At 52.1% G+C, this 4,359-nt stretch carries 3 protein-coding genes; 2 read left to right on the forward strand and 1 reads right to left on the reverse strand.

The annotated features are described in order from the left end of the window. Positions 1-272 precede the first annotated feature (272 nt). Positions 273-1,673: an MBL fold metallo-hydrolase gene (locus AAF564_26180; GenBank protein MEM8489062.1), complete on the forward strand. Its 1,401-nt coding sequence runs from the start codon at positions 273-275 to the stop codon at positions 1,671-1,673. 98 nt (positions 1,674-1,771) lie between these two features. Beyond that, on the forward strand, positions 1,772-3,922 hold the full coding sequence (locus AAF564_26185; protein MEM8489063.1) for a patatin-like phospholipase family protein: 2,151 nt from the start codon (positions 1,772-1,774) through the stop codon (positions 3,920-3,922). Positions 3,923-3,938: 16 nt separating this feature from the next. On the opposite strand, the gene AAF564_26190 is transcribed toward AAF564_26185, so the two are convergent. Next, positions 3,939-4,359, reverse strand: a 421-nt coding sequence (locus AAF564_26190; protein ID MEM8489064.1) for a DUF5916 domain-containing protein, incomplete at its 5' end; no start/stop codon positions are given.

The following is a 4,359-nucleotide window of genomic DNA, read 5'->3' on the forward strand; positions in this document are numbered from 1 at the left end:
ACGGCAGGCCCCACACGACAGGTGTTACTGCTATCGGTTGATGTCATGTAAAGCAATACAACAACGCTGCCATTTCTCGCTGTAGTACAGCCCCGGTAAATGCCCTGCTTCTGTACGTTTGTTATAGAGGTATATCGGTTAGAAAAGATGCCGCAATAAATTGGCTGCATTAAATTGATATCCAGGGGCGGATCATATCTGGCCTGCATTGCTTATCTTCTGCCAGCATAACCGCTGCGTGATGTTGTATGTATTTAATCAGGGTTTAAAAGATGAAGTTGACGTTTTGGGGAGCAGCCAGGACTGTAACCGGATCCAAGCACTTGTTGACGCTCGACAACGGGAAAACCATGTTGATGGATTGCGGGCTATTTCAGGGTCGCCGGAGCGAGTCGCGAGAGCGCAACGAACGCTTCGGGTTTGATCCTGCGGCGCTAGATGTGGTATTGTTGTCACATGCACACATCGATCATGCCGGCCTGCTGCCCAAATTGTACCGCGAAGGATTCCGGGGGCGGGTATATGCTACCCACGCTACATACGATCTGGCAACCCTCTTGCTTTACGATAGTGCGCATATCCAGCAGAAAGACATCCGTTTTGTAAACAAAATCCGCAAGCGCAAAGGCAAGCCGGCCGTTGAGCCCCTGTACGACGAAGAGGATGTAGAAGGTATTCTGTCGTTGTTTGTCGGCGTTTCCTATGGCCAGCCGTTTAGTCCCGTTGAAGGCGTCTCTGTTGTTTACCGCGATGCCGGCCACATTCTGGGATCTGCCACGATGGTGCTTACCATCCAGGAAGCTGGCCGAACAACCCGGCTTGGCTTCACGGGAGACGTCGGATCACCCAATCGCCCAATCCTGCGTGATCCGCAGGTGATGGATGATTGTGATTACCTCATCTGTGAGTCGACCTACGGCGGCAAGGAGCATCTGCCACCAGACGAAACGAAGCAGGCTTTAGGAGAATTGATCCGAAAAACGGCTGCTCGCGGCGGGAAAGTTATCATCCCGGCATTCTCTGTAGGGCGGACCCAGGAAATTGTTTATTCGCTCGACCAGTTGTGGAATGAAGGAGAGCTGCCCCAAATTCCAGTGTATGTAGATAGCCCTCTCGCCGTAAATGCTACCGGCGTGTTTCTCTCGCATCCAGAATGTTTCGACCGGGACTTGCTAGAATACATGCGCACAGACGACAATCCGTTTGGATTCGAAAAACTGCAATACGTACGTAAAGTTGAGCGTTCCAAAGCGCTAAATGGGACGTCCCTTCCGATGGTTATTATATCTGCTTCAGGCATGTGTGAAGCCGGCCGGATTTTGCATCACTTGCGCAACAACATCGAAGACCCACGCAATACTGTGCTCATGGTGGGCTATTGCGCAGACCACACACTCGGCAAGCGTCTTATTGAAAAACGACCCGAAGTACGCATTTTTGGGGAATCACACCCGTTGCGCGCTGATGTGGTCGTAATGAATCAGTACTCTGCGCACGCTGATGAACCCGGCTTGCTCAACGTTGTCCAGGCCCTGAACCAGAATCGCTTGCGTAAAATATTTCTCGTCCATGGCGCACCCCAACGCCAGGACGCGTTCAAAGAGCGCCTGGGAGACGAAGGCTATCGGGATGTAGTCATTCCCGAGCACGGTGAGTCGTTTACGCTCAATTAATGGACAGGCAGTATTAATGTATGATACAGTTGAGGTCCTCTGAGAACGTGATATTACGGCTGATTATTTGCGCAGTATTGTATTGGGTTATCCAGCCCGTGGCCGTATGTGCACAACCGGAAATGCTGGGCAACAGCAATACCTACCGTATTGGGCTGGCGTTGAGTGGCGGAGGTGCCAAAGGGTTTGCCCATATAGGGGTGTTGAAGGTACTGGAAGAGGAAAACATCCCCGTCGATCTCGTTGCCGGTACGAGCATGGGCGCAATTGTTGGCGGACTCTATGCGATCGGATACACGCCAGAGGTACTTGAAACGCTTGCGTTGGATCAAAACTGGCAGGGCTTGTTTGATGATCGCCCGGGGCGGTCGCTGGTTTCGTTTGAGCAGCGCAAAGAAACCGAGCAGTTTCTGCTTTCGCTGCCGTTTGAAAATGGCCGGGTACAGCTCCCCAGCGGCCTGATTAATGGTCACGGTGTCATGATGCTGCTGGCGAGGTTAACCCAGTCGGTACACGACCAGTACAGGTTTGAAAACTTCCCGATTCCTTTTGCAAGTGTCGCAACAGATCTTGAAACTGGGGAGGCTGTTCGGTTTGAAGAGGGGTATTTGCCGCGTGCCATTCGGGCCAGTATGTCATATCCGAGTGTGTTCACCCCGCTTGAAATTGGTGGCCGGCTTTATGTTGATGGGGATGCATCGCGCAATTTACCCGTACAGGATGCCTTTGACATGGGTGCCTCTTTTGTCATTGGGGTAGACGTTGGTGCAAGCCTGGAGCCGGCAGACAGCCTGCGGTCGCTGGTAGGCGTGATGAATCAGGTGGCCAGTTTTGGCAAACAAATTTCTAACGAGGAGCAACGAGGTCTCGCTGATATTTTGATACAACCAGACCTCGAAGGGTTCTCCGTTATCAGTTTTGAAGAGGCCGTCGAAGTCATTGCCAGAGGAGAAGCTGCCGCGCGCGCAGCGCTTCCGCAGTTACGGGCCCTCGCTGGCGCTGTTAACCGGGATGCAGCGAAGCCGCAGCCGCTGGCACCACTGGAAGTGGATACGCTGTTGGTGCAAGATATTCGCATTGATGGATTATCGCAGGCCTATATACGGCAATTTGAAGGGAGCCTTGGATTTAGCGCGCCGATTCGTATCCAGTACGATGAACTGGAACGGGCCATCAGCCGGGCATATTATGCCACATCGCTCGGTGAACTGACCTACCGACTACTGCCTTCTGAAGATGGCAAGGGCACTTTTTTATATATCGAAGCTTCCGAGCGATCCGAACAACGCCTTCGCGTGGGATTACGGTTTCAAACAGACAACAAGGCTTCTTTGCTTTTCAGTGCCTTGCTAAGCGGTCAGATAGGGTTTGGTACCACCTTGCGTTCTGATGTTCGTTTTGGAGAGACATTGCAAGGCCTCCTTGCATATGCTATTCCGCTGCGAACGCGCCCGCGGGTTGCATTGCAATTGATCGGACGCGCAACAAGAGAGCCCCTCAATATTTTTGAGGCCGGCCGGCGAAATGCATCCATTAAAATCCGAAATGTAGAAGCAGAAGCCCTGTTCACATCAACCTTCATCAACAACAGCCGCGGGACGCTCGGTGTACGTACCGAGTTTTACAACTACGGCCAGGACGTAGGCCGTGTGGACTCGTTGATGAACAATACGGTCCTTTTTACGGGTGTGGCACGATTTAATAGGGAAACGTTCGACCGGCCTGCGTTCCCCCGGACCGGTTATCTGCTGGCCCTCGACGCTGAAGGGGTACCCGAACAATTTGGTTTCCCTGCTTTTGGACGCTACGTATTCAACTGGGAGGCAAGGCGGCCTTTGCATACCAGGTGGACCCTGGCAACACAGGTTGTTGTAGGGCGCTTGCGCGGCAACGACGCGCCGTTGCATCACCTGTTTTATCTGGGTGGTGCAACGCAGTTCAGAAACCTGTCGAGCCGGCAGTTTCCTTTATTTGGTTATGCGCTGCACGAGTTGGCCGGGCGAAATGCACAAGCCGTGGCCGTGGGATTGCAATACGAAGTGTCGAACAACATTTTTGCGAAGCTGGACTGGAATGCTGCGCGGGTGGGTAACACCTGGCGATGGCGCATTCGGCCGGATGAGTTCAAAGCCGGCTATGGCATTTCTGCCGGCGCCATCACGCCCATCGGCCCTGTTGAGTTAACCTTCATGGGGCAAAAGTTAACCGGCCCATTTACAACAAACCTGAATGTTGGCTATGTATTTTAGGGCCTGAGGCTTCCGTTTAGCTACCAAAGAGGTAGTTCATTTTAATGAGAAAAGCATTGGTCGGGAAGAGGCCAAAAACATCGTTAATCTGCCGGATGGTATCCTGGTCGTAGAGATTCACATTGTTAGGATTGAAGGGGTCTAGGAATACGTCGTTCGTGCGTGATTGCGACCAGACCAAAAAGAGCGCAGAGCCGGGTCTGAATTCCCAGCGTAAAACGGTATTTAGCAAAAAGCTGTTTAGCGAAAAGTCGTGCTGTTTGGGATACGCTGAAAACATAGCCATATCATCCGGGTTTTGAAGAATCTCAAAATCATCGTATTTGCCCCGGGCAACAAACAACTGGCTGAAAATCTGTAGCGATAGATCTTTTGTAAAGGTGATATTGCTCCGCACAGAGAAATCTACCGAGCGGTTATTTCGCCGGCCATACACA

It is taken from the genome of Bacteroidota bacterium (assembly GCA_039111535.1).
Taxonomy (GTDB): Bacteria; Bacteroidota; Rhodothermia; order Rhodothermales; family JAHQVL01; genus JBCCIM01.